Origin of the sequence: Sphingomonas sp. CBMAI 2297, assembly GCF_029870595.1 — a bacterium.
GTDB lineage: Bacteria > Pseudomonadota > Alphaproteobacteria > Sphingomonadales > Sphingomonadaceae > Sphingomonas.
Window position 1 is genome coordinate 76,768 of the sequence record NZ_JAPDIR010000003.1, and the last position, 22,699, is coordinate 99,466.

20 protein-coding genes are annotated in these 22,699 nt (G+C 68.4%); 9 read left to right on the top strand and 11 right to left on the bottom strand.

Going from position 1 to position 22,699, the window contains the following annotated elements; all coding sequences use genetic code 11:
- Positions 1-9: 9 nt before the first annotated feature.
- Complete coding sequence (gene gspD / locus OMP43_RS05425; RefSeq protein ID WP_280278713.1) at positions 10-2,070, top strand: type II secretion system secretin GspD; 2,061 nt, start codon at positions 10-12, stop codon at positions 2,068-2,070.
- Positions 2,071-2,125: 55 nt separating this feature from the next.
- Positions 2,126-3,202 (top strand): exo-alpha-sialidase, encoded by a 1,077-nt coding sequence (locus tag OMP43_RS05430; RefSeq protein ID WP_280278714.1) that lies wholly within the window; start codon positions 2,126-2,128, stop codon positions 3,200-3,202.
- A gap of 763 nt (positions 3,203-3,965) precedes the next feature.
- Here the strand turns inward: OMP43_RS05430 and OMP43_RS05435 are convergent.
- The 5 genes from OMP43_RS05435 to OMP43_RS05455 all read right to left on the bottom strand — a co-directional run bounded on the left by OMP43_RS05435 (position 3,966) and on the right by OMP43_RS05455 (position 6,850).
- Positions 3,966-4,328, bottom strand: a complete 363-nt coding sequence (locus OMP43_RS05435) for a hypothetical protein (RefSeq protein WP_280278715.1) — start codon at positions 4,326-4,328, stop codon at positions 3,966-3,968.
- Positions 4,329-4,609: 281 nt separating this feature from the next.
- Positions 4,610-5,269, bottom strand: a complete 660-nt coding sequence (locus OMP43_RS05440; protein ID WP_280278716.1) for a hypothetical protein — start codon at positions 5,267-5,269, stop codon at positions 4,610-4,612.
- A gap of 134 nt (positions 5,270-5,403) precedes the next feature.
- The gene (locus tag OMP43_RS05445; protein WP_280278717.1) at positions 5,404-5,856 is read right to left on the bottom strand and encodes a hypothetical protein; all 453 of its coding nucleotides are present in this window, start codon (positions 5,854-5,856) and stop codon (positions 5,404-5,406) included.
- The gene (locus tag OMP43_RS05450; protein WP_280278718.1) at positions 5,847-6,317 is read right to left on the bottom strand and encodes a hypothetical protein; all 471 of its coding nucleotides are present in this window, start codon (positions 6,315-6,317) and stop codon (positions 5,847-5,849) included. The genes OMP43_RS05445 and OMP43_RS05450 overlap by 10 nt, the downstream gene beginning before the upstream one ends.
- Positions 6,314-6,850 carry a hypothetical protein gene (locus tag OMP43_RS05455; RefSeq protein ID WP_280278719.1) on the bottom strand — a complete coding sequence of 179 codons (537 nt, stop codon included), beginning with the start codon at positions 6,848-6,850 and terminating at the stop codon, positions 6,314-6,316. Before OMP43_RS05455 ends, OMP43_RS05450 begins: the two co-directional genes overlap by 4 nt.
- Positions 6,851-7,019: 169 nt before the next feature.
- Between OMP43_RS05455 and OMP43_RS05460 the strand changes: the two genes are divergently transcribed.
- A complete protein-coding gene (locus OMP43_RS05460) occupies positions 7,020-9,491 on the top strand; it encodes a PhoX family phosphatase (RefSeq protein ID WP_280278720.1) in 2,472 nt (823 codons plus the stop codon).
- A gap of 86 nt (positions 9,492-9,577) precedes the next feature.
- Here OMP43_RS05460 and OMP43_RS05465 read toward each other — a convergent pair whose 3' ends face one another.
- Positions 9,578-10,195, bottom strand: a complete 618-nt coding sequence (locus OMP43_RS05465; protein WP_280278721.1) for a TetR/AcrR family transcriptional regulator — start codon at positions 10,193-10,195, stop codon at positions 9,578-9,580.
- Between the two features lie 53 nt (positions 10,196-10,248).
- Here OMP43_RS05465 and OMP43_RS05470 point away from each other — a divergent pair, with 53 nt between their 5' ends.
- From OMP43_RS05470 to OMP43_RS05480, 3 genes are read left to right on the top strand one after another with little or no spacing between them, the layout of a single operon-like run.
- Positions 10,249-10,629 carry a hypothetical protein gene (locus tag OMP43_RS05470; protein ID WP_280278722.1) on the top strand — a complete coding sequence of 127 codons (381 nt, stop codon included), beginning with the start codon at positions 10,249-10,251 and terminating at the stop codon, positions 10,627-10,629.
- A gap of 11 nt (positions 10,630-10,640) precedes the next feature.
- On the top strand, positions 10,641-11,414 hold the full coding sequence (locus OMP43_RS05475) for an SDR family NAD(P)-dependent oxidoreductase (protein ID WP_280278723.1): 774 nt from the start codon (positions 10,641-10,643) through the stop codon (positions 11,412-11,414).
- A gap of 33 nt (positions 11,415-11,447) precedes the next feature.
- Positions 11,448-11,819 carry a hypothetical protein gene (locus tag OMP43_RS05480; protein WP_280278724.1) on the top strand — a complete coding sequence of 124 codons (372 nt, stop codon included), beginning with the start codon at positions 11,448-11,450 and terminating at the stop codon, positions 11,817-11,819.
- A gap of 45 nt (positions 11,820-11,864) precedes the next feature.
- Here the strand turns inward: OMP43_RS05480 and OMP43_RS05485 are convergent, their stop codons facing one another.
- Genes OMP43_RS05485 through OMP43_RS05495 form a run of 3 tightly spaced genes read right to left on the bottom strand, consistent with a single transcriptional unit; the run spans position 11,865 to position 15,038 of the window.
- Positions 11,865-12,242, bottom strand: a complete 378-nt coding sequence (locus OMP43_RS05485; RefSeq protein WP_280278725.1) for a hypothetical protein — start codon at positions 12,240-12,242, stop codon at positions 11,865-11,867.
- A 58-nt stretch (positions 12,243-12,300) separates the two neighbouring features.
- The gene (locus tag OMP43_RS05490) at positions 12,301-13,617 is read right to left on the bottom strand and encodes an amidohydrolase family protein (RefSeq protein WP_280278726.1); all 1,317 of its coding nucleotides are present in this window, start codon (positions 13,615-13,617) and stop codon (positions 12,301-12,303) included.
- Positions 13,617-15,038, bottom strand: coding sequence for an amidohydrolase (locus tag OMP43_RS05495; RefSeq protein ID WP_280278727.1), 1,422 nt, complete (start codon positions 15,036-15,038; stop codon positions 13,617-13,619). The genes OMP43_RS05490 and OMP43_RS05495 overlap by 1 nt, the downstream gene beginning before the upstream one ends.
- A 210-nt stretch (positions 15,039-15,248) precedes the next feature.
- Between OMP43_RS05495 and OMP43_RS05500 the strand changes: the two genes are divergently transcribed.
- On the top strand, positions 15,249-17,927 hold the full coding sequence (locus tag OMP43_RS05500) for a PAS domain S-box protein (protein ID WP_280278728.1): 2,679 nt from the start codon (positions 15,249-15,251) through the stop codon (positions 17,925-17,927).
- The gene (locus OMP43_RS05505; protein ID WP_167300842.1) at positions 17,928-18,542 is read left to right on the top strand and encodes a response regulator; all 615 of its coding nucleotides are present in this window, start codon (positions 17,928-17,930) and stop codon (positions 18,540-18,542) included.
- Positions 18,543-18,551: 9 nt separating this feature from the next.
- Here the strand turns inward: OMP43_RS05505 and OMP43_RS05510 are convergent, their stop codons facing one another.
- Positions 18,552-18,902, bottom strand: a complete 351-nt coding sequence (locus OMP43_RS05510; RefSeq protein ID WP_280278729.1) for a hypothetical protein — start codon at positions 18,900-18,902, stop codon at positions 18,552-18,554.
- A gap of 118 nt (positions 18,903-19,020) precedes the next feature.
- The gene (locus OMP43_RS05515) at positions 19,021-20,358 is read right to left on the bottom strand and encodes an alginate export family protein (protein ID WP_280278730.1); all 1,338 of its coding nucleotides are present in this window, start codon (positions 20,356-20,358) and stop codon (positions 19,021-19,023) included.
- Between the two features lie 414 nt (positions 20,359-20,772).
- Here OMP43_RS05515 and OMP43_RS05520 point away from each other — a divergent pair, with 414 nt between their 5' ends.
- Positions 20,773-22,668, top strand: coding sequence for a methyl-accepting chemotaxis protein (locus OMP43_RS05520; RefSeq protein ID WP_280278731.1), 1,896 nt, complete (start codon positions 20,773-20,775; stop codon positions 22,666-22,668).
- Positions 22,669-22,699: the final 31 nt, after the last annotated feature.

Genomic DNA, 22,699 nt, shown 5'->3' on the forward strand with positions numbered 1-22,699 from the left:
AGACTCCCCGTGAAGATTCGCTCCGCCATCGCCGCCCTCGCGCTCGCCGGAATCGCCCTGGATACGGTTGCCCTCGCGCAGGCCGCCCAGAATGCCCCGCAGGACGCCGGCACCGGCGATGTGGTGGTGAACATGCGCGGCGTCGAGATTTCCGACGTCGCCGACCAGATCTCGCGCATCACCGGCCGCACGCTGATCCTCGATCCGGCAGTGAAGGGAGTGGTGACCGTCACGTCCTCGACGCCGCTTTCGCCCGCCGGCGTGTGGGAATTGTTCCAGTCGGTGCTGCGCGCCAACGGCTTCGCGGCGGTGCGCTCGGGCCGGGCCTGGCGGATCGTGCCGGCGGCCAATGCGGTGCGCGACGGCGGCATCCCGAGCCGGGGCGTATCGGGCCAGGAGCTGGTGACCCGGATGGTGCGGCTGCAGAACGTGCCGGCGGCGGACGTCGCCCGCGTGGTCCGCCCGCTGGTCGCCACCTTCGGCAGCGTCGAGCCGCTGAGCACGCCCAATGCCGTGGTGATCACCGACTATGCCGACAATGTCCGCCGGGTCGAGGCGATCGCCCGCCAGCTCGACGGCGGCAGCGGCGCCACCTTCTTCACCCTGGCGATGAAGAACGGCAACGCGACCGACGTGGCCCAGTCGCTCCAGACCGTGCTGGGCGAAGGCACGCGCGTGGCCGCCGACGGGCGCAGCAACACGGTGATCGTGCGCGGCACGCCCACCTCGGTCGCCGAGGCCCGCAAGATGCTGATCGCGCTCGACCAGCCGGGCGGCGCGACGCCGATCACCCGCATGTTCCGCCTGAACTATGCCGATGCCGAGACGGTGACCGACGTGCTGCGCGGCGTGCTCGGCCAGGGCGACAGCCCCGACAATCCGATCGCGACCAGCCTGGGCAATGGCAGCTCCAACCCGTTCGCCCGGCTGAGCCAGAACAGCCAGAACCTCTCGGCGCTGCCCAACAGCGCGGCCTCGACCAGCGGCGGCATCGGCAGCGCGATGCAGAGCGCCAATACCAGCGGCACGACGATGCAGAGCGTCCAGCACCCGACGCCGAAGGGCTTCTCCACTCCCGAGCTGACCGTGCAGCCGGCGCCGGAGCTCAACGCGGTGGTGATCCGCGGCACGCCGGCGGCGATCGCCTCGATCGAGCCGCTGATCACCGATCTCGACGTGCGCCGCCCGCAGGTGCTGATCGAGGCGGCGATCGCGGAGATCACCGGCGACGACGCCGAGGCGCTGGGCGTGCAGATCGGCACCAGCGGCGCGGTGATCAACCAGGTGAAGGGCGTCGCGACCTCGTTCGACAAGGCGGGCGTGTCCCTGGGCCAGATCCTGACCGCGCTCAAGGTGCCGGCCGCCGGGGCGATCGGCACCGGCCTCAACGCCAATATCGCGATCGGCAATGATTTCTCGGTGCTGGTCCAGGCGCTCGGCAGCTCGACCCGGGCCAATCTGCTCTCCACCCCGCAGCTCACCGTGCTCGACAATGTCGCCGGCGAGTTCGTCTCGGGCCAGAACGTGCCGTTCCTCACCGGCTCGATCCTGACCAATTCCTCGACCGTGAACCCCTATACCACGATCGAGCGCAAGGATGTGGGCATCACGCTGCGGGTGCTGCCGCGGATCAATGCCGGCGACACGATCCGGCTCCAGGTGAACCAGGAAGCCTCGTCGATCGCCGAGGCGCAGACCCAGGCGGCGTCCGACCTCGTCACCAATCGCCGCGCGATCACTACCACCGTGCTCGCCGACAACGGCCAGACGATCGTGCTGGGCGGCCTGACCGCGGACGATTACCAGGACTCGCGCCAGCAGGTGCCGATCCTGGGCGACATCCCGATCGTCGGCGAGCTGTTCAAGAGCCGGCGCGAGACGCACCAGAAGCGCACGCTGTTCATCTTCCTCAAGCCGACGATCCTGCGCGACGGCGCCGATGCGGTCGCGGCCTCGAAGGATCGCTACAACCGGCTGCGCGCGGAGGAGCTCGCCAGCTCCAAGCGCGGCAGCCTGTTGCTCGCCCCGCCGACGCCGCGGCTGACGGTGGAGATCGACGGAATCTATTGAGGGGCGGCGCCTCCGTCGAGCTTCTCTCTTCCCCCGCGCAAAGGCAGGCCCTCCGATGATCCGCATCCTGATGCTTGCCATGGCGCTCCCGATTTCGGCGGTTCCATGGGGCGCGCCCCTGGCCGCCGCGCCGGGGCGGGACGCCGTGCTGCTGCGCGAGTTCGTCTATCAGCGGGCCCCCTATCCCCAGAGCCATGCCTCGACGATCGTGCAGGCCCGGGACGGCACGCTTGCCGCCGCCTGGTTCGGCGGCACGCACGAACGGCATCCGGACGTCGAGATCTGGTTCGCGCGGCGCGGCGCGGCGGGCTGGGAGACGCCGAAATCGGTCGCCAACGGCATCCAGCCGGACGGCACCCGCCTGCCGACCTGGAACCCCGTCCTGTTCCAGGACCCGGCCGGGCCGCTGCACCTCTACTACAAGGTCGGCCCCAGTCCGCAGCGCTGGTGGGGCATGGTGATCACTTCCCCCGATGGCGGGCGCAGCTGGAGCACGCCAAGGCGGCTGCCGGCAGGCATTCTCGGCCCGATCAAGAACAAGCCGGTCATCCTGCGTGACGGCGCCTGGCTTTCGCCGTCGAGCACCGAGGACGAAGGCGGCGGGCGCTGGCAGCTTCATTTCGAGCGCAGCGAGGATGCGGGCAAGCGCTGGTCGGCAACCGCCCCCGTCGATCCCGACGCGCGTTTCGACGCCATCCAGCCCAGCATCCTGTTCCTGCCCGACGGTCGGCTGGAGGCGATCGCCCGCACCCGCGAGGGCGTGCTGGCGGCCACCCAGTCCGCCGACAACGGAAGGAGCTGGGGCAAGCTGTTCGCCGTCGACCTTCCCAATCCCAATTCGGGCACCGATGCCGTGACGCTGCAGGACGGGCGCCAGCTGATCGTCTATAACCACGCCGCCCAGCGGCCCGAGACGCCCGGCTCCGGCAGGCGCTATCCGCTCAACATCGCGATATCGCGCGACGGGGTGCACTGGCGCCCGGCACTGACGCTGGAAACCGAGCCGCTGCCCGATGGCTATGCCTATCCGGCGGTGATCCAGTCGGCCGACGGGCTGGTGCACATCACCTATACCTGGAACCGGCAGCGGATCCGCCACGTCATCGTCGATCCGGCACGGCTGAGGGACTAGAGCCACGACTCCATCCGCAAACGCCGTCATCCCGGCTCGAGGCCGGAGCGACGAGAGCGGACGATGCTGGTCGAGGACTCATCTTCCCTCCCCCGTCATCCCCGCGCAGGCGGGGATCCAGGATAGTATGGGATGATCGAAGCAATCACGCACATGCTTGCCGGAGCCGGCAAGGCGAGCCTCGCGCACCTTGCCGCTGGTCCTGGATCCCCGCCTGCGCGGGGATGACGCAGCAAGTCCATATGGCGAATAAAATCAAAGCCTTGATCGGGTTTTGGCCCTAGGGCGAGACTCCAGGCAGGTATTTGATTTCCCGCCGTCATCCCGGCCATGCGCCGGGATCCCGCTATCTCGCCAGCAAGGCAGCGGGACCCCGGCTCAAGGCCGGGGCGACGAAGGAAGAAGATGATTCCCCCAACGGAGGCCGGGGACTCATCTCCCCTCCCCCGTCATCCCCGCGCAGGCGGGGATCCAGGGTAGTATGGGACGATCGAAGCAATCACGCGCATGCTTGCCGGAACCGGCAAGGCGAGCCTCGCGCACCTTGCCGCTGGCCCTGGATCCCCGCCTGCGCGGGGATGACGGGGACGAGATAAAGGGGATGACGGGGAAGGAACAACGGGGATGATGGGAAGGGGACAACAGGGATGACAGTTGCAGGAAGATGACCCAACCCGGGGTCGCGCTCAATCAGCCACCCCCGTCACGGCCAGTCGAAAGGCGCCGCGGAAGCTGCCCCGGTTCCTCGCCGGGGCAGCGCCGTTCATGCGTCGTCGCAGCGCGGGTCCCACCGGCGGTCCACGCCGGAGAGATCCTCGCGTGGCGCCCCGGTGTCGGTAAAGCGCCACGCGCAATAGCCATATTGGAACCAGCGCCCGAAGGGGATGGCACGGAACCCGGCCAGTTCCTCCCTGCTATGATGCCAGCGCGGGGGCAGGATCGCGAAGAGCAGGTCGTTGGCGACAAGCCTGCTGCGCATCCTCAGCGAAAGCCAGGCGTGCCTTGGGCTGCCGCGCGCCGCGACGCGATCCGCCCTGGGATGGGTCAGCAGGTATCGCATCCCCTGCAACGCCTGGCCGAAGTTAAGCGTGGCGTGCTTGGCATATTCCTCGATCCATTCGAACATTTGCTACCTCAAAACCGAAATCGGAAAATCGCGCGTTCGGGTTTGGGGCTCGGGACATTTCGGGCATCCTCGGCAATCGTCGATGCCCTATCCTGCCGCAAAGCAGGCCGGCTGGAAACCACCCATCCCCGCAGGTTGCGAGGCGAAGCGTTCATGCCGCGAGCAATCCGGCGGCTAGGCCCGAGTTGCGGACATCGGCCTTCTTGATTCAAGCCTCTGAAACCTGCCAGTGATGCCTTGCCGGCTCGGGCAATGATGGAAGCTGGCGGGTCCGCGCCGGATCAACTCGATGGAACGGCCCTCTCGATCACGCCCAGAGACGGAAGCGCTAGCATTTTGCGAGCTAAAGAAAGCAATTCCGCGCGCGAGTTGATTGCACAATAGCGGGTGTCCCAGACGTCGAGCCCCTTGGCTTCAAGTCGCGTTCCAGAGGGGCAACGCTGCTGTAGCACCGTAAACCGCTCGATCGTGGCACCACCCGGCTCGCGTGCCAGCAAGGTGTAGTCGCTTCCGGGGGTGACTCCCTTCTGGAGCGCCCAAAGCTCCCAAGTGACACTGCCTTTGCGGGCCGTTCCTAACTGAACAAAGAAACCATAGTCCCATCGCGCGTCGGCCAGCTCGCCTTGCTCATCGGCTGTTCGTATGACTGCAGCACAGTGGAAGACGCCGTAGTTGGTAAACCGCTTCCAATGCTGCTTTCCAAAGCTATTTTCTGGACCGGGCGCAAAACGCCAGTCGCCAAATGCGACGCGGGACGTGCATCCAAAATCGTCGCCGGATGAGAAGCTTCGCGGCCACGTCTGTTCCCACTCGAAGGTGTAAAGCGGCAAAGCCGAATGTATGCGTTCGACCGTCAATTCGTCGTCTGCAAGCGCAGGAGGCGAGAATGGCATAAGGGTCGCTAGGCCGAGTGCAATCGCCCATGCGCGTAGATGTGTCATGCACCCGTCTCCAGCCAACTACCAATGAAAGCGACATGTCTGCAATCGGCGTCATCTTGCCAATAGCGGACCTTCTGGATTCCACCCACTTCCCGCCATTCGGTCACGCCGCTGCGCAGGTTGGCGATCGGGCACTACCGCCCCGTTTCCTCCGTCCCCGCCTCGCTCCCGCCCGGCTCGATCGGCAGCGGCACCCGCACCCGTTCGGCGCCGCGCGTGAAGAAGGCCGCGTCGATCGCCAGGCTGGCCAGGCTCCAGCCATCGACGCTTTCCCCGATCGCAAGCGTGCGGGTCGTGCCGTCGCTCGCCTTGACCAGCGCCACCGCGTCGATATTGAGCCGGCCGACGATGCCGACCAGCCGGGGGGCGTCGGCGGGGGCCTCGACGGGCTCGGACGCGCCGAACAGCGGCCGCTCATAGACGCGCGCCAGCACCGGCATCGTGCCGGCCCCGATCGGCGCGGGAACGGGCGCGGCCCTGGGCACAGCGCCGCCCCCGCCGGGCAGCAACAGCAGCACGGGCATGGCGATCGCCAGCGCGCCGGCGGCGGCAAGCAGGATTCCCGCGGGGCGCAGCTTCACTGCCATGCCGCGACCACTTCCCCGATCAGCCGGACGCCGCCTTCCGGAATCGGCTCGATCCGCCAGCTGCGCATCCGCATCAGCGGCCTGCCGCGCTCCAGCGCGTCGGCGAGCGCGACCACGGCCTTTTCCGCGCCCGAGACGCGGATGCGCAGCGCGGCCACCCCGGCAGGCGCCTGGGCGGTGCTCGCCTCCTCCACCAGCACTCCGCCCGACCGGGCAAGGGCGCGGACCCGCGACAGGATCGCCGCCCGCCCCGCCGCCGCGCCCGCGAGGTGCAGGCCGAGCCCGGGCGCGAGCAGGGGCGGCGGCGCTGCCGGCCGCGCCGCCAGCGCGGCGAGCCGGGCATGCTCGGCGCGCGCCGCGGCCAGCTCGCCGAGCGCGGTGCCGGTGGCCGGCGCGAGCAGCAGCGCCACGGCCAGGCCGGCGATGCCGCCGATCGCCATCGGGGGCAGCCGCCATGTCATTGCGCATCCTCGCGCATCGAGACGATCATCGCGGCATCGGTCCGCCGCTGGCTGGTGTTGCGCATGCCGGCCAGCTCGGGCGCGCGGCGGATCGCGGCGCGCAGCGTATCGGGATCGGAACCGGCGGCGTCGAGCTCCAGCCCGCCGTCGCGGGTGCGCTCGACCCGGACCAGCCTGGCCTCGGCGGGAAGCACGCCGGCCAGCAGCTCGAGCACCTGGCCCGGCGCGGCGCGGCCGGCGGCATTGGCGAGCGCGGCGCGCGCCTCGCGCGCGGTGGCTTCCGCATCCAGCCGCGGCGCCAGCTGCGCCTGCAACCGGACTGTCGCGTTTCTTTCATGTTGCGCGAGCATGTTGGCGCCCGCCAGGGTGAGCAGCGGCCCGGCGGCGAGCAGCGCGCCGAATGCCGCCGCCGCACGCCAGCCGCCGGGCAATGGCGTCGCGCCCAGCGCCGCGTAAAGCCGGTGCGACAGGCTCCGCGCCGGCTCGGGCGGCGCCGGGGGCGGCAATGCGGGATCGGGCTCGGCGGCGTCCATCGCGTGCCTGCCTAGACGCTGCCGGGGCTCGCGCAAAGCGTCATGGAGCGTCATGGAGTGGCAACATAAAAGTCACGCCCACGAAACCACAATCGCATGCTGGCGTCATCTCGCGCTTCCAAGGACCGGCCAACCGGGTCGCCAGTGACTCGGATGCTTGGGGGTTTCCATGACCAATCTGACCGAGACGGGCTTCGGCTATACCGACGGCGACGTCGATACCAACATCCACAACAACGGCCCGACGCTGAACGAGATCGCGGCCCAGCGCTATTCGCGGCGCGCGACGCTTCAGCGCGGCGGTGCGGCGATCGTCGCGGCCACCATGGGCGGTTCGGTCCTCGCGGCCTGCGACAGCAAGGTCACGGACACCGGCGCGGGCCCGACCGTGAACGCGGGCGCCGACGCGGCGACCACGTCGGGCCGCGTCGTCACGCTCACCGGCACCGCGACGGGCGGCAACGGCCTCACCACTGCCTGGAGCCAGATCAGCGGCCCGACCGTGACGCTGAACAGCGCCTCGACCAACACCGCCAACTTCATCGCGCCGAGCGTGAGCGCGGCCACGCCGCTGGTGTTCCAGTTCGCCGCCGCTGACGCCGCCGGCAAGCCGACGGTCGCGCGCACCACGGTCACCGTCAGCCCGGCCACGCTCGGCTTCGCCGCCGTCGCCAAGAACAAGCTCGACGTCGTGACCGTGCCGGCCGGCTACACCGTGCAGATCGGCGCGCGCCTGGGCGACCCGATTCTGGGCGGCGCCGCGGCCTATAAGAATGACGGCACCGACACCGGCTATGCGAACCGCATCGGCGACCATGGCGACGCGCTGTTCTGGTTCGGCCTGAACAGCTCGGCCGCCCGCGACGACACCAGCTCGACCCGCGGCCTGATCGTGCAGAACCACGAGAACATCAACCAGCAATATCTCCATCCGAACGGCCCGACCTCGACCGGCGGCGTCCGCCCCGAGGCGGAGGCGATCAAGGAGATCGAGTGCCACGGCGTCTCGGTCGTCGAATATGCGCAGGCCGCCAATGGCAGCTGGTCGTTCTCCGCCAACTCGACGCTCAACCGCCGCGTCACGCCGAACACCCCCATGGTGTTCAACGGGCCGGTCAAGGGCTCGAACCTGCTCAAGACCCCCTATTCGCCGACCGGCGTGGCGGGCCGCGGCACGATCAACAACTGCGCCAACGGCTACACGCCCTGGGCGACGCTGCTGACCTGCGAGGAGAATTGGGCCGGCTATTTCCGCCGTTCGGGCGACAATGCCGCCCGCACCGCCAAGGAAGTGACTTCGCTCACCCGCTATGGCGTGACGAGCACCTCGGGCAGCTATGGCTGGTCGACGGTGACCGCCGCCGACACGACGAACACCAGCTTCCGCCGCTGGGACGCCCGGGCGACCGCCGCGGATGCGCTCACCGACTATCGCAACGAGCCGAACCAGTTCGGCTGGGTGGTCGAGATCGATCCGTACAATCCGTCGGCCGCGCCCCGCAAGCGCACCGCGCTGGGCCGCATGGGCCATGAGGGCTGCTGGCCGGGCGCGTTCGTCGCCGGCCGCAAGCCCGCCTGGTACATGGGCGACGACGCCCGCCGCGAATATCTCTACAAGTTCGTCTCGAACACCGCCTGGTCGGCCGCGGACGCGAGCGCGACCGATCGCCTGGCGATCGGCGACAAGTATCTCGATGCCGGCACGCTCTATGTCGCCAAGTTCAACGCGGACGGCACCGGCACCTGGCTGCCGCTGGTGTTCGGCCAGAACGGCATCGACGCGTCGAGCGCCGTCTATCCGTTCGCGGACCAGGCCGACGTGCTGGTCAACACCCGCCTCGCGGCGGACGTGGCCGGCGCCACGCCGATGGACCGCCCGGAATGGACCGCGGTGAACCCGGTGACCGGCGAGGTCTATCTGACCCTGACCAACAACAACGCCGCCAACCGCCCGCTCAACGGCACCGACGCCGCCAATCCGCGCCACTATAACGATCCCTATGGCGCGGCGCAGACGGCGCAGTACGGCAATCCCAACGGCCACATCATCCGCCTGAAGGAAGCCAATACCGAAGCCACCACCTTCGCCTGGGACATTTATGCCTTCGGCGCGGGCGCGGACCTGAACGCGACCAACATCAACCTGTCGGGCCTGACTGCGGACAACGACTTCTCGAGCCCGGACGGCCTGTGGTTCGGCCGCGCGACCAATGCCACGGGCCTGGTGAAGCCGCTGATGTGGATCCAGACCGACGACGGCGCCTATACCGACGTCACCAACTGCATGATGCTGGCGGCCCAGCCGGGCACCGTGGGCGACGGCGGCGCCCGCACGATCACCAACACCGGCACCGGCGGCGCGACGGCCACCCAGGCCACGCGCGTCGGCGCGGCGCCGGGCGCGAACCTGAAGCGCTTCCTGGTCGGCCCGGTCGAGTGCGAGATCACCGGCGTGGACACGACGCCGGACGGCCGCACCATGTTCGTCGGCATCCAGCACCCCGGCGAGAACGGCGCCCCGGCGACGCCGTCGAGCCATTGGCCGGACAGCCAGGCAACCGGCACCGCCGGCGCCACGGTCCGCCCGCGCTCGGCGATCGTGATCATCACCAAGAATGACGGCGGCCTGGTGGGCCTCTGACCTTCCCGGATCGGTGAAACAGAGAGGGGAGGCTCCCGCGAGGGGCCTCCCTTTTTTGCTGCCGCGCCGGCGCGGCCCGTCGCGCGCTATCCGGCCGCGCCCGAGAGAATCCGGTCGCAGAGCGGCAGCAGCAGCGCGCACACTGCCGCGCCGTCACGCTCCGCGCCGCGCAGGCTGGAAAAGGTCGCAAAGCTGGTAAGCGTGAACAGCAGGTCGACCAGGTCCGCCTTCGCCTGCCCCCCGGCCACGCCCTGGCGATCGACCAGCACGCCCAGCAAGGCACGCCGCCGCTCGTTGCGCGCGGCCAGGGCGGCGCCCAGCTCGGCATCCATGGCCGCCGCCGCGAAGATGCCGCCCAGCCCGTCATGCGCCATCCAGAAATCGCAGAAGGTACGGACGACCCGGGCGAGCGCCGCGCGCGGCTCCGCGATCGCCATCGCCTCGGCCAGGCTGGCCAGATTCCCTCGCTCGGCAATCGCGTCGAACGCGGCCTCGAGCAGCCCGTTGCGCGAGCCGAACTGGTTATAGACCGTCAGCCGGGTGACACCCGCCGCCCGGGCCACGGCATCCAGCGACAACAGGTGCCCGCCAGGCTCGCCCAGGATGGCCAGCGCGGCGGCGACGAGGCGCGCTCGGGTCTCCGCCGCCTTCGCGTCACGCTTCTCGGTCGCATAGGGTCTTGACGACTTGCCGGGAATATTCACTATACATCCTGTATATCGAATCTGAGTTGCGCCCCCGGTCCGGAGCTTCGCCCATGCAAGTCTTGCTGATCCTCGCCATCGCTGTCCATGTCCTGTCGTCGATCTTCTGGGCGGGATCGACCTTCGTCCTCGCGCGCAATGGCGGCCAGGGCGCCACCGGGCTGATCGGCCCGCAGACCGGCGCGGCGAGCGCCGCGGTCCTGTCCGGGCTGCTGCTCTGGCATCTGCTCCATCGGGGAAGTTTCCAGCTGGTCGAACAAGTCCTCGCGACGGGGGCGGCGGCCGCGATCCTCGCCTTTCTCATCCAGCTCCTGCTGGTCCGCCCGGCGCTGCGCTCCGGAGAGGCGTCGTCGCGCGTTGCCGGCGGCTATCGCGCATCCGCCGCGCTGCTCGTCGTCACCATCATCTGCATGGCCGTGTCCCGTTACGTCTGAAGGAAGCTGTGATGCCCGATATTCCCCTGTTTCCCGATCTCGCCGGCAAGACCGTGCTGATCACCGGCGGCTCCGGCGGGATCGGCGCCGAGACGGCGCGCTGGTTCGCGCACAACGGCGCCCGAGTGACGGTCGTGGGGCGCGACCAGGCGCGGCTCGATAGCGTCCAGGCCTCGCTCGCCGCCATTTCGCCGGGCCATGCGGCGATCGCGCTCGATTGCACCAGCGCCGACCAGCTCGAGGCCGCCCGCGCCGCGCTGATCGCGCGACAGGACGGCATCGACATTCTGATCGCCTTTGCGGGCGGCGGCACGAGCCGGCCCGCGCCGATCGAGCAGGTGACCGAGAGCGACTGGCAGTCGAGCCTCACGCACAATGTCACCGCGACCTTCCTGACATTGCGGACCTTCGCGCCCGACTTGCGCAAGAGCGGGCGCGGTGCCGCAGTGACCATGGCTTCCACCGCCGGCCGGGCACCGTCCGCGGCGCCGCTCGGCTATGGCGTCGCGAAGGCGGGCATCATCCTGCTCACCCGGCAACTCGCCCAGGATCTGGGGCCCGATGGCGTGCGGGTGAACTGCATCTCCCCATCGGCGGTGCTGACCGATCGCACGGAGGAGCGAATGCCGCCCGCCATACGCCAGGAAATCGCCGCGGCCCATCCGCTGCGGCGGCTCGGCACCCCCGCCGACGTCGCCGCCGCTACTCTGTTCCTGGCGTCGGAAAGCGCCGGCTGGCTGACCGGCGCGACGCTCGACATTGCCGGCGGCCGGCTGATGCACTGATCGCCCGTCCTCCGCACCGAAAGGCATTACGACATGGGCTTCGAACTCGATCACGCCATCGTCCGCTGCACCGACAAGGCCGGGGCCGCGCAATTCTTCGCCGATCTGATCGGCGCTGCGCCGGTGCGCGCCTTGGGGCCGTTCGCGGCCGTACGAGTCAACGACCGGTTGACGCTCGACTTCTATGACGAGGGCACCTTCGTGTTCGGCCATTTCGCCTTCATGGTCGAGGATGGGGATTTCGACGCGATTCTGGAACGCGTCGCGGCGCATGACCTGTCGTTCGGGTCCGGGCCGTTCGCCCGGGACCGGAGGATCAACCGCCACAATCGCGGGCGTGGGATCTATGTCTGGGACGGCGACGGCAACAGCTACGAATTCTTTACCACCGACCCGCTGGGCTGAGGCGGCACGCGCACGCCCGGATAGTGGCTGCCGCGCGCCGCCGCCCTATCGATCCGTGCGGCTGATGATCTTCGCCACGCCGTCCTTCGGGATGCCGATCATATAGTTGGTTCCGCCCTTGCAGGTGACCCGCCAGGTCGGGACGCCGTCCTGGTCGGCGATGCGGGTCGAGCTGTCGACATGCTCGCAGGGCAAGGGCGCGTCCTGCAGCGCCCGGATGAAGGTCGCATTGCGCTGGGCGTCGTTCTGGCCGAGCACGGCGGCGCTGTAGTTGGTCGCGTCCGCCCCGTTCCCGGCATCGAGCTCGTTGAGCGGCTCGGCAGTCACCGCGTCGTTGGCGGTGGGATTGGCCGTATCGGAACCTCCGCCGCAGCCCGCGAGCGCCAGCATGGCCAAAGCCGGCACGATGATCCGCTTCAACATGTCGCATCCCTTCCGAAAAGACGGTCCCGCAATCAATGCGGGACCGTAACCAAGGTTCCTAGCGCTGATATGCCTTGGGCAGCGCGCCGTCCTTCGGATCGAGATAGCGCTGGCGCAGGCGCGTCCAGCGATTCTCGAGCGGCTGCTCGACGCCGTCGATGAACACGCTCACCGCCGAGGTGCCGATCTCGAGCGGGTCGCCGTCCCAGATCACCACATCGCCGCGGCGGCCGGGCTTGAGCGAGCCGAACTCGCCCCCCAGCCCGAGCGCCTCGGCCGGCTTCGAGCTGATCGCCGCAAAGGCCGCGCCCCAATCGAGGCCGGTGGCACCGGGCACCTTGGTCAGCGCGACCAGGTTGCCGGCATATTGCTTCTCCCAGCGCGCCTGGCGCGCCTCGTCCTGGTTGATCGTGCCGATCGCGACCACAACGCCCGCCGCCGCCATCCGGCCGATGTTCGACTGGCTCGCGGCGAGCTGCTCGAAGCTCTCGGGCAGGTCGTTGAGCGCGGTGGCGATCACCGGCACGCCCGCCGCCGCGATCTGCGGCGCGACCGTCCAGCCTTCGGTGGCACCGACGAACACCAGCTTGAGCGCGGGGATTTCCTTCCTGAGCTGGAGCAGCACCAGCATGTCGGACGCGCGCTCGACATGGACGAGGAGCGGCGTGCGGCCCTGAAGGACCGGCACCAGCGCCTCGGCATCGGCGCGCGTCAGGAAGGCATCCTTGCTGCGATCGTTGAAGCTGCCCGGCGCGCGGATATAGTCGCGCACCTCGAACAGCACGTTCTTCAGCGCGGCATAGGCGGCCGGCCGGCTGCCGCCCGCGGCACGGGCGCCGCTTTCGCCCCATTCCATGAACTGGAAGGCGCGCGGCTTGCTCACCGCGTCCATGTCCGCGCCCAGATCGATGATCGCGCCCTGGCCCGCGAAGATCGAGCCGGAATTGTCGGGAGCGACCACCGCGCGCGTGATGCCCTCGGCCCGGTTGATCGCGATCGGGCTCGACTTGGGATTCACCGCCGGCGCCACGTCGATCGCGGCGTGGAAGCCGACATTGCCCGGACCGGTATCGTTCGTCTGGTCGACGCCATCGACCTCGACGATGCCCAGGCGCGTGAAGCCGGCGAAGATGCCGGGCGAGACCCATTTGCCGCCCGCATCGATCACGCGGATGCCGGCGGGCACGGCGACGCCGGGGCCGGCGGCGACGACCCGGCCGTCGCGGATCACGACGGTGCCGCCCTCGACGGGCTGGCCGCCGTCGCCGACGACCAGCCTGGCGTTGGTGATCGCCACGGTCTGGGCCGCGGCGGGAGCCGCGAGGACGGCGATCGGAGCGAGCGCCGCGGCGGCGAGAAGGAGCTTCCTGGTCATCACTTCACATCCCCCTCGCCCGGCTGACCGAGCTCGAAATCGGAAACCGGCCGGCGCTTCGGATCCTTGGCGTCGTAGAGCAGCGCGCCATCGACCCAGACCATCTCGGGCCGGGTGTAGACGCTGAACGGATTGCCGTTCCACAGCACCACGTCCGCCATCTTGCCGGGCTTGAGGCTGCCGGTCTTGTCGGCGATGCCCAGCGCCTTGGCCGGGTTGATCGCCAGCCAGGTCCAGGCATGTTCCTCGCTGATGTTCATCCCCGCCTTGATGCCCGAGGCACGCGCCTTGGCGACTTCCTGGTTGAGCCGCTGGATGCCGTTGGCGTCGTCCGAATGGATCATCGCGCAGGCGCCTTCCTTGTCGAGGATGGCGAGGTTCTCGGGCACCGCGTCATAGGCTTCCATCTTGAAGCCGTACCAATCGGCCCAGACGGCGGCGCAGGTGCTGTTCGCCTTGAGCAGGTCGGCGATCTTATAGGCTTCCACGGCGTGGTGGAACGCCGAGACGTGATAGCCGAACTCCTTGGCCATATCCATGACGACGGCCATCTCGTCGGCGCGGTAGCAATGGTTCTGGACCAGGATCTCGCCCTCCAGCACGCCGCGCAGCGTGTCCATGGCGAGGTCGCGGGCGGGCGCTTCGCCGCCCTTCTCCTCATAGCGGTCCCAGCGGCGCTTATATTCGGCCGCGCGCGCCCAAGTCTGGCGATCGACCGCGACATTGCCCATCCGGGTCGAGGGCATGCGGCCCTTCGAGCCATAGACGCGCTTGGGGTTCTCGCCACAGGCCATCTTGAGGCCATAGGGGGCGCCGGGGAACTTCATGCCCTGCATGGTGCGGGCATAGACGTTCTTCACCACCACCGAGCGGCCGCCCATCAGATTGGCCGAGCCGGGAAGGATCTGCAGCGTGGTGACGCCCCCGTTCGCAAGCGCGCGGCCGAAGCCGGGGTCCTGCGGCCAGACGCTGTGCTCGGCCCAGACCTCGGCGGTGACCGGGCCGGTCATCTCGTTGCCGTCCGAATTGGCCTGGACGCCGGGCGAGGGATAGTCGCCGAGATGGCTGTGGATGTCGATCACGCCCGGGGTGACATATTTGCCCTGCCCGTCGATCACCGTCGCGCCGGCGGCGTCGAGATTCTGGCCGACCGCGACGATCTTGCCGTCGCGGAACAGCAGCTGGCCGCGATCGATCCGCCCGCCCTCGCCGTCGAGCACGGTGACGTTGGTGAGCAATGTCGGCGCGCCCGGATAGGCGTGATAGGTCGAGGGGAAGGGATCATGGCTATAGCCCTTGCCCTTGCCGGGACCGCTCGCCGCCGGCGCGGGATCGGAAGCGGCGCTCCGCGCCCTGGTGCCGCCGGAATCGCAGGCCGCGAGCCCCGCCAGCGCACCAAAGATGATTAACGTCCGGATCAAGCGAATCCTCCCCCTTGCGTAAGGAACGAGTGATCGCGCAGGTGCTGTCCAGTTGGCAAGCCGTCCTTCTTCGCAAAGAAACTGAACCACTCTGGACTATCCCCATTTTCTCTTGGGCTTGATTGGTGTTATTGACAGTTCCCGGAAGGGGAAGGTGCATCGTTGCGCTCCGCAATTGACCCCACCGAGCCATCATGGGTGGCAGCGCCCGTGAATCGACGAGTCGCGCTCGCGCTCGCCTTTTTCGGGCTGGCCTGCAGCCTGGCAGCTTTCGCAGGCTGGCTCCTCCATTTTCCGGCGCTGCGCGGGTTCGGCCTGAACGATTTCCCGATCTGGCCCTGGACCGCGATCGGCTATATCGGCCTGTCGCTGGGCTTCGTGGCTTCGTTCCTGGGCCGGCGGCGGCTGGCGATCAACTTCCTCGCAGTGCCGCTGACCATCGCCCTCGTCGCGCTGTTCGAGCGCTGGACCGAGATCGACCTGGGCGTCGACCGGCTGCTCTTCCCCGGCCAGCTCGACCAGTTCAGCTTCAGCTTTCCGGGGCGGGTGGGCATCAATCCGGCCGCGGTGTTCCTCGTGCTCGGCCTCGCCGGGCTCGGGCAATGCGTGCAGGACCTGGTGGCGAAGGAGATGCGCAGCCTGGTCGCGATGGTCGCGCTCGGGCTGGCCGCGTCCGCGGCGATCATCATCCTGTTCTCGCGCGCCGGCACCGGGCCGGCCCTGCCGCTGCTCACCACTTCGCTGCCAGCCGCGATCGTCTCGATCTCGCTGGCGCTGGCCGCGATCACCTGGAACAGCGGCTTTGGCTGGATGCGCGACCTGGCGCGCGATCCCGACAATCGCCGCATGCTGCAGATCCTGCTGCCCGCCGCGCTGATCCTGCCCGTGCTGCCGGCGGTGCTGGAACTGGTGCTCGCGCGGCGGATGGTGTTCACCGCCGCGCCGGGCCAGCTGCTGGCGATGCTCGGCAACGTGCTGATCGTCGGCACGATCGCCTATTGGGCCGTCACCCGGGTCGCGCGCGAGCAATCGGTGCAGGTCGAGCTGAGCGAGGCCATCGACGTCACCACCATGGCGCTCACCTCGCCCGACGGCCGGATCGTCCACTGGTCTGAAGGCGCGGCCCGCCTGTTCGGGTGGAGCGAGGAGGAAGCCCGCGGGCAGAACAAATATCTCCTGCTCCGCTCGCGCTGCGAAAGCGCCGAGACCGCCCTGCCCCGCCGCCCGCAGGACGAGACGCAGGAACTGGTGGAGACGACGCGGGACGGGCGCGAGATCGCGATCCTCGAGCGCGTCCACCGCGTCGAGATCGTCGGGCGCGATCCGGTGATCATCCACAAGATGACCGACATCTCCGACCGCGCCCGCGCCGTGGCCGAACTGCGCGAAAGCGAGGAGCGGCTCGCGATCGCCACCGCGACGCACGAGGTGGGCGTGTTCGAATGGGACGTCGCCACCGGCCGGCTCGCCTGGGCGCCCGGCGCGGAGGAGCGGCTGGGGCTGGTCCCCGGCACCGTCACCAGCTTCGACAGCTGGCGCGACCAGATCGAGCCCGAGGATGCCGAACGCGTGATGGAGACGATCGAGGCGGCCGTCGCCGATCGCGCGCCGCGCTTCAGCTTCCGGTACCGCTTCAAGAAGAGCAACGGATCGGTGCGCGCGGTGGAGGGATCGTCGCGCGCCTTTTACGACGCCGAGGGCAATCTGGTCCGCACCATCGGCGCCATGCTCGACATCACCGAGCGCGAGGAGCGCGAGGCGGCGCTGCGCCGCCGCGAGGCGCAGCTGCGCTCGATCATCGAGACCGTGCCCGAGGCGATGCTGGCGGTGGACGAGGAAGGCACGATCCGCGTGTTCAGCACCGCCGCCGAAGCCCTGTGGGATTATCGCGCCCATGAGGTGCTGGGCCATAATTTCGCGATGCTCACGCCCTATCCCCGCGACGAGGAAGCGGAATCGGAGACCCGGCTGAGCGCCTTCCTCAAGGCCGGCAAGCCGCTGGAACCGGGCCAGACGATCGCCGCCGCCGGCCTGACCCGCACCGGCGAGCATTTCCCGATGGAGGTCCGGGGCGGCGTCGCCCAGATCGACGGGCATTTGCTCTACACGCTCTTCGCCCGCAGCCTCAGCGAGCAGTTCGCCGCCGAGGAGCGGCTGAGCGAGCTCAATGCCGAGCTTGCCCATGTCGGCCGCCAGTCGGCGATGAGCGAGCTCGCCGCCGACATGGCGCACGAGCTCAACCAGCCGCTCGCCGCGACCTCCAACTTCCTCGCCGCGGCGCGGATGCTGCTCGACAAGGGTGAGGAATTCGAGCGGGTCGGCGAATTGCTGCGCATGGCCAATGAACAGACGCTGCGGGCCGGAGAGATCATCCGCCGGCTGCGCAGCTTTACCATGCGCGGCGAAGTGGATCTGCGCTTCACCCCGCTGGCGCCGACAATTCGTGACGCAGCCGATCTGGTCCTCATCGGAACCAGCCAGTTCAACATCAGGCTGACTTACGATCTGGACCCCGAAATACCCTGCGTCTTCGCGGACCGCGTGCAAGTGCAGCAAGTTGTTGTTAATCTTTTGCGCAATTCCATAGATGTTCTTCGCCAACAAGGCGCCAACGATCGCCGCATTACCGTGAGGTCACGCAAGTCTACCAAAGATATGATTGCAATAGAGATCGCTGATAGTGGGCCGGGCATACCGGAACCAATGCTCGACCAACTCTTTTCCCGTTTTACGACAACGAAGAAAGAAGGCGCAGGAATGGGTATTGGACTTTCCATCAGCAAGCGTATCATTGAAGCCCATGGTGGGGTTCTGAGCGCCGAAAACCGACCCGAAGGGGGCGCGGTTTTCCGCTTCACGCTACCCACGACGGAACAGGGTGGAGAGTAGATGACAAAAACGGTCTATATCGTGGACGACGACGATGCCGTCCGGGCCTCTTTGCACAGTCTCCTTTCGCTTCGCTCCGATCTGGTGATCCGGGCCTTTCGTTCGGGCGACATTTTCCTGGAATCGCTGCCGGATCTCGATCCGGGCGTGCTGCTGCTCGATTTCCACATGCCGGGCTCGACCGGGCTCGACGTGCTCAACGCGGTGACCAGCGATCCGCGCTTCGTGGCGATCATCCTGACCGGCCAGGGCAATGTCGGCCTGGCGGTGCAGGCGATGAAGGCCGGCGCGCTCGATTTCATCGAGAAGCCCTATGAGGCCGAGTTCCTGATGACGGCGATCGACCTCGCCTTCTCCCGGCTGGAGGAGGGCAGCGAGGCGGCGACCCGGGTCAATGCCGCGGAATCGAAGATCGGCAAGCTCTCCCCGCGCGAGAAGGACGTGCTCAAGGGACTGATCGAGGGACGTTCGAACAAGATCATCGCCTATGAGCTCGACATCAGCCCGCGCACCGTCGAGATCTATCGCGCGAACCTGATGGAGAAGCTGGAGGTGCGCAGCCTTTCCGAAGCCCTGCGCATCGCCTTTGCCGCGGGGATGTTCCCCAAGAGCTAGGGGCCCTGCTCAGCGCTCGGGATAGCCCCAGCCGGGCAGCATGCCCTCGATGGTGCTGGCCGGATCGTCGCGCGGGATGCGCGGCGGATATGCCGCATCCGTCGCCGCGCCGCCGACCACCGCGATGGCGCGCCAGCGCGGATCGGCACGGAGCGCGGCCTCGCCGCCGGGCCGCAGGGCAAGCGCGGCCTCGTCGATGATCAGGACCGGGCTCCGGGCCAGCCAGCGCTCGACGCGCGGATCATCGAGATTGTCGATGGTGACGAGATCCGCGCCCGCCATGGACAGGCGCGCGATCAGCGTGCTGCGGAGGCCCATCTCACGCGCAACGAGCACCAGCAATGGGAACCTGGGGCTCACCTGGCCCTCCTGCGACTTGCGACCCGGGCTTCCCGCCCGTTGCTGCGCGAATCTATGCGCGGCGATGCAGATACTGCCATCCGTGGCTTCTACCTAAGTGTCGGGCCGAAAAGGCGGATCAGAACGAGAAGGTGAGATCGGCGTGCCCGAAGCGGGTGTCGCCGGTGCGCGGCGCATTGGGCGCGTCATGCAGGAAACGGCCCTTGGCGAGCCAGGCGGCGCCGAGTTCCAGGCGCAATTCCCGCGGCACCAGCCAGCGGCGGCCGCGCAGCTCGAACTGGGTGCCGCCGAAACGCCCCGCGCGCCCGGTCCGGTCGGTTACGCCGGTCGCCGAGAAGCTGTCGGTCGCGGTGGCCAGCCACGCGCCGCGCACCGATGCCATCAGGTCGAGCCGCACGGAAGGCCTGGCCTCGAAGCGGATGCCCGGCGACACGATGTTCGCCCGTCCGAACGCGCCATAGAGCGAGAGCGGGCCGAAATCGGCGCGGCGGGCGCCATAGAGCGTGTCGAAGCGCGTGAAGCTGTCGGGATTGGCCGTGTCGCCGCTGGCATAGTCGAACAGCGCGGCCAGGCGCGGCGCCCAGCCGCCGCCGAAGGTCCAGCCCGCCTCGGCGTGCACGAAGCCCGCGCGGACGCGAAGGTCATGAACATCCGTCACCGCGGCGGTGGCGCGGGCCAGGCCGCGCTGCAGGGCGGTTTCGACTTCATAGTCGAGCGCGTGCTGCGCGGGCGCCCGGCGCAGGCGCATGCCGAACGTCACCAGGCGGCGATTGCGGGTCGGGTGCGTCGCCCGGTCATGCTCGATCAGGCGGAAGGCATAGGTTTCGAGTGCGCTCTTGCCGAACAGGCTGGCGAGCGTGGCGTTGCCGCCGAAGAACTCGATATTCTCGGTCGCGCGGTCGAGCTGGACCTTGTTGTCATAGATGTCCGCCGGCGTGTCCGGCAGCGCGGTGAAGGGGCGCGTCCAGAACAGGAAAAGCTGGTTGCGGCGCGCATCCTGCATCTCGAGCTTGGCACCGAGATAGGTGGGCACGCCGTTGGGGAAATCGGTGCGCCCGACGAGGCGGCTGGCGCCGATGTCCATCGCGAACTTGCCGGCGGTCAGCTGGATGCCCTTGGCGGGCCGCCAGGCGAGATAGGCCTGGACCGGCTCGAGATCGTTGATCTCGTTGGTGCGCACCGAGCTCCGGTCGCTCTCGCCATAACCGCGCGCGTCGACCAGCTCGCCGCCCAGCGTGAACCCGCCGATCTCGGCCTTCGCCGCCAGCACCGAGCGGAACGAGAGGAAGCTGTCATGCTCGGGCGTGTTCGGGCGAAACTGGCCGCCGATCGTCTCGGCGCGGACGCGCAGGCTGCCGTTCGCGCTCAGCTTCACCCCATCCTGCGCGAATGCCGGCACGGCGGCGAGCGGCAGGATCGCCGCACAGGCGACGGGGATGCGAACGGAACGGATCAAGGGACACTCCGGAGATGGTTACCCGTTCAATTATAGGATGATTCGCAAACTCCGGTTCACCCTTGCGGAAACTGCGCCGCCTCCGGGTGAATCCGGGAATAGCCCTATAATGATCCTAGTTTTCCGCGTGTCGGAACATCCCCTGAGCCGCGGCGCCTACAATGGAAACGCCGGAAGGCAATGGAGGATCAGGAATGCTCGGCATGATCAACAGATGAATCCCGACGAAGAAGATGCTGGCGGCCCTCCCGTTTCCGGGCGCCCGGCTCCTCGACCAGGGGTTCAACGACCACGTATTGAACAAGGCGCTCGGCGACGACGACTGGAGGTCGTCCTGATGCCGCCGCTCCCCATAGAATTTCAGTCGAGACCGGTTCTCGCCGAGAGCCCGTTTCTTCGCAGGAGAAGCATGAGATGCTTACGAAGTTGAAGATTCCTACCAAGATCCTCGCGCTCGTCGCCCTCATCGCCACCGTGGGGATGGGCGTCGCGCTGTTCGGATCGAACGCGCTCCTGCGCATCGACACGAGCTATTCGGAAGTGATCGAGAAGCAAATGCCGGTGGCGATCGAACTGGCGCGTGCCAATCGCCGCGTGTCGGACATCGCCTATGCCGGCTATCGCGCCTTTGCCTATGACGGCTCCTCGAAGACCGCGCAGGATGCCGGCAGGATAGAGCAGGACAATTTCCAGGCGGCCAGCGAGCTGCTCGACAATGCCGAGGCGCTCCAGCCCGCGCTGAAGCCGCGGATCGACCAGTTCCGCGGCCAGATCGCCAGGGTGCATGCGCTCGCGTCGCAGGCGATCGCGCTCGGCCAGCGCAACGACGATGCCGGCGCCAAGGCGAAGCTCGCCGAGATGGATCCGCTGATAATCGATCTCTCGGCCCAGATGACGAAGTTCAACGACGATCAGGTCGCCGGCGGCAAGAACCGATCGATCGAGCTCACCGATAACAGCTATTCCACTGTCTATACGATGCTGATCGTCAGTGTGGTCTCGATCCTGATCGCGATGGGCTTCAGCGTCTTCGTCTCGCGCTCGGGGATCACCCTGCCGCTCGCGCGCCTGCAGGACACGATGCGCGCGCTGGCCGGCGGCAACAACCGCGTCGATGTGCCGGGCACCGAGCGCGGCGACGAGCTGGGCGCGATGGCGAAGACCGTGCTGGTCTTCCGCGATGCCGCCCAGGCCCAGGAAACCGCCGCCGCGGCCAAGGCCGTCGCCGATGCCGAGCAGAAGATGGTGGTCGACACGCTGGGCGAGAATCTCGGCGAAGTCGCCAAGGGCGACCTCACCGCCGAGATCGCCCGCGAGTTCCCGAGCGACTATGCCGCGCTCAAGGTCAATTTCAACGAAGCCGTGACCAGCCTGCGCACGCTGATCGGCTCGGTGATGGAATCGGCCGCGACGATCCAGACCGGTTCGAGCGAGATCGCCCAGGCCTCGGAAGACCTGGCCCGCCGTACCGAAGCCAACGCCGCCAGCCTCGAGCAGACTTCCGCGGCGGTCACGCAGATGGACGAGCGGCTGAAGATCATGGCCGCCTCGGCCGGCCGCACTGTCGAACGCGCCGATGGTGCGATCTCGACGGTATCGGGCGGCCGCGCGATCGCCGACGAAGCGGTGCAGGCAATGACGCGCGTGTCGGAGTCCGCCAAGGGCATCGACAGCGTGATCGAGGGGCTGGACAAGATCGCCTTCCAGACGCGCGTCCTCGCGATGAATGCCGCCGTGGAAGCGGGCCGCGCCGGCGAGGCGGGGCGCGGCTTCGCGGTGGTCGCCGATCTGGTCTCGGCCCTGGCGATGCGGGCGGAGGAAGAGGCCGGCCGCGCCCGCGACCAGCTGACCGCGACCCAGACCGACATCGTCGCCGCGGTGGAGATGGTCGAGAAGGTCGACGGCGCGCTGGCCGATATCTCGAGCGACGTCGGCGAGGTCCACACGCTGCTCGCCGAGATGGCGACGGACAATGCCGCGCAGTCGACGGCGATCACCCAGATCAGCACCGCCATCGGCTCGATGGACCAGGCCACCCAGCAGAACGCCGCGATGGTCGAGGAAACCTCCGCCGCCGCGCGCAACCTGAACACCGAGGTCAGCGCCCTTTCCGACCAGGCCGGGCGCTTCACCGTGGGCAACGCCGCCGCCGTGCGCCCGGCCATGCGTTCCGCTTCGGCCCCGGTGCCCGCGCGCCCGGCCAAGCCCGCCGCAAAGAAGGCCGGGGCCTATGTTTCCCCGGTGAAGGCGCTGCCGCGCGCCAAGACCACGCCGGACAGCGGCGGGAACGACGACTGGACGGCGTTCTGATGCCGCCGCTCCCCATAGAATTTTAGTCGAG

Coding starts and splice junctions, on each gene's coding strand:
- OMP43_RS05430 (WP_280278714.1), top strand. CDS start 2,126: ATGATCCGCATCCTGATGCTTGCCATGGCGCTCCCGATTTCGGCGGTT.
- OMP43_RS05435 (WP_280278715.1), bottom strand. CDS start 4,328: ATGTTCGAATGGATCGAGGAATATGCCAAGCACGCCACGCTTAACTTC.
- OMP43_RS05440 (WP_280278716.1), bottom strand. CDS start 5,269: ATGACACATCTACGCGCATGGGCGATTGCACTCGGCCTAGCGACCCTT.
- OMP43_RS05445 (WP_280278717.1), bottom strand. CDS start 5,856: ATGGCAGTGAAGCTGCGCCCCGCGGGAATCCTGCTTGCCGCCGCCGGC.
- OMP43_RS05450 (WP_280278718.1), bottom strand. CDS start 6,317: ATGACATGGCGGCTGCCCCCGATGGCGATCGGCGGCATCGCCGGCCTG.
- OMP43_RS05455 (WP_280278719.1), bottom strand. CDS start 6,850: ATGGACGCCGCCGAGCCCGATCCCGCATTGCCGCCCCCGGCGCCGCCC.
- OMP43_RS05460 (WP_280278720.1), top strand. CDS start 7,020: ATGACCAATCTGACCGAGACGGGCTTCGGCTATACCGACGGCGACGTC.
- OMP43_RS05470 (WP_280278722.1), top strand. CDS start 10,249: ATGCAAGTCTTGCTGATCCTCGCCATCGCTGTCCATGTCCTGTCGTCG.
- OMP43_RS05475 (WP_280278723.1), top strand. CDS start 10,641: ATGCCCGATATTCCCCTGTTTCCCGATCTCGCCGGCAAGACCGTGCTG.
- OMP43_RS05480 (WP_280278724.1), top strand. CDS start 11,448: ATGGGCTTCGAACTCGATCACGCCATCGTCCGCTGCACCGACAAGGCC.
- OMP43_RS05485 (WP_280278725.1), bottom strand. CDS start 12,242: ATGTTGAAGCGGATCATCGTGCCGGCTTTGGCCATGCTGGCGCTCGCG.
- OMP43_RS05490 (WP_280278726.1), bottom strand. CDS start 13,617: ATGACCAGGAAGCTCCTTCTCGCCGCCGCGGCGCTCGCTCCGATCGCC.
- OMP43_RS05505 (WP_167300842.1), top strand. CDS start 17,928: ATGACAAAAACGGTCTATATCGTGGACGACGACGATGCCGTCCGGGCC.
- OMP43_RS05520 (WP_280278731.1), top strand. CDS start 20,773: ATGCTTACGAAGTTGAAGATTCCTACCAAGATCCTCGCGCTCGTCGCC.